This window comes from Streptomyces sp. SID5643 (assembly GCF_009872555.1).
Taxonomy (GTDB): domain Bacteria; phylum Actinomycetota; class Actinomycetes; order Streptomycetales; family Streptomycetaceae; genus Streptomyces; species Streptomyces iakyrus.
On sequence record NZ_WWIC01000266.1, the window covers coordinates 1 to 1,732 of the forward strand.

Consider the following 1,732-nt stretch of genomic DNA (forward strand, 5'->3'; position numbering starts at 1 on the left):
GCCAGGTCGTCACGCCCCTGGTGCGCCCGCGGCCTGCGATGCGCCACCGCCGCGCGCACCGGCAGCGCGGCGCAGGCGAGCAGCGCCACGGCACCCGCTCCGAGCACGGCGGGCAGCAGCCGGGCCTCGCCCACGACGAGCACGGCGAGCAGCAGACCGCACGCCGCCGCGGGCACCGCCGGCACCGCGTTCTCGGCCAGCAGCCGCCCGGCGATGCCACGCAGGGAGCCGCCCCTGGCCCGCAGCAGGGCGAGTTCCCCCTCGCGGCGGGCGGCGGCCAGGCCACCGCTCATCACCAGGACGACGAAGGCGACCGCGGTGATCCCGAAGGCCGCCACGGCGACGACCGGCGCGACGGCGTCACGCGTCTGCGCATAGGCGCCCACGACCTGCTCCAAGCCGGTGGACAGCTGCGCCGTCGGACCGGCGACGCCGCGCATCCGCACCAGGCCGGGCCCGTCCTCCAGGGACGCGATCCGTTCGGTCAGGGCCGCGGCGTCCGATCCGGTCAGCCGTCCGGTCGCGGGCGCGAACCGCCAGTACCGCTCCGGCTCTCCCTGACCGCCGAGCAGGGCCGGGGCGGCATCCGGCGCCAGCAGCACTCCCGCCTCCCAGTAGAACTGCGGCGGCCGGCCGCCGTTGCTCGCCATGGCCGGTGTCCGCAGGACCGGTTCCGCGGACCAGTAGCTCCGCTCCGGATGCCGGGGCTGGAGGACGCCGGTGACGCGGACGGTCAGGGGTCCGTTCGTGAAGCCGTCCAGCGTGAGCGTGGAGCCGGCCCGCAGCCGCAGCGTGCGGGCCGTTTCGGCGGTCACGGCCCCTTCCACCGCCCGGGTGTCCACACTCACCGAACCGTCGGCGGTGGGCAGTCTGCCCTCCCGCACGGTGGCGTGACCGGCCGCTCCCGACTGCGCGAGCAGGGTGAAGCGGGGCAGCAGCCCGTCGGGCCGGGGCAGCCACGCGTCCAGCGCCTGAAGGCTCTTGCCGGTCCGCACCCCGTACGCCGACTCGGCCGGGTCCACCCGCAGCGGCTCGGGCAGCAGCGCCCGCGCCCGGCCGTGGACCGCCGCGAGCGCCGCCGGCCGGACCTCGTCGGCCCGGGCCTCCTCCGGACGGTTGAGACCGGGCTGCTCCGTCTTCAGCTCCAGCACGGTCGACTCGGGGGCGGCGGTCGCGACGGCCCCACGCAGCCCGTCCGTCTCGTACGCCTCCACGGCCCTCGGCAGGACGGCCGCGAGGAACGCCGTGACCAGCACCAGCACACCGAAGACGACGGCCGGCCAGGGCGCGGCCCGCAGCCGGGTCCGTACCCAGGAGGCTCCCTGAGCGTTCGGCGGCATCTCAGTCCTCCCCCTGGTGGCGGAGCGCGACGGCCGGCTCGGCACGGCGCAGCGCCGACGCGACGGTGATCAGCAGCAGCGGGGCGGCCACCCCGGCGAGCAGCAGGGCCACCCGAGGCACCGGCAGTTCGACGAGAACCGGCGGGACCGGCCGTGCCGCGCCGGAGGTCAGCACGATCAGCGGGACGACGGCCCGGGTCAGGACGGTGCCGAGGCCGAGCCCGGCGAGCAGACCGGCACCGATGAGCAGGCTCTGCTCCGTCGCGACCAGCCGGGCGAGATCCCGGCGGGGCGCGCCCAGGGCGCGCAGCACCGCGAACTCCGCGGACCGCTCCCGCCGCGCACCGGCGGCGCTCACCGCGAACCCCCCGGCGGCCAGGGCCGCGGCGGCC

The 1,732-nt window shown here is 77.7% G+C and carries 1 protein-coding gene and 1 pseudogene; both read right to left on the bottom strand.

Annotated features, from left to right (window positions below; translation table 11 throughout):
* A pseudogene (locus GTY56_RS29980) lies at positions 1 to 1,340 on the bottom strand (ABC transporter permease); the annotation flags it as partial.
* A 1-nt stretch (position 1,341) separates the two neighbouring features.
* Positions 1,342 to 1,732: FtsX-like permease family protein (locus GTY56_RS29985; protein ID WP_161368441.1), on the bottom strand; the 391-nt coding region annotated here is incomplete at its 5' end.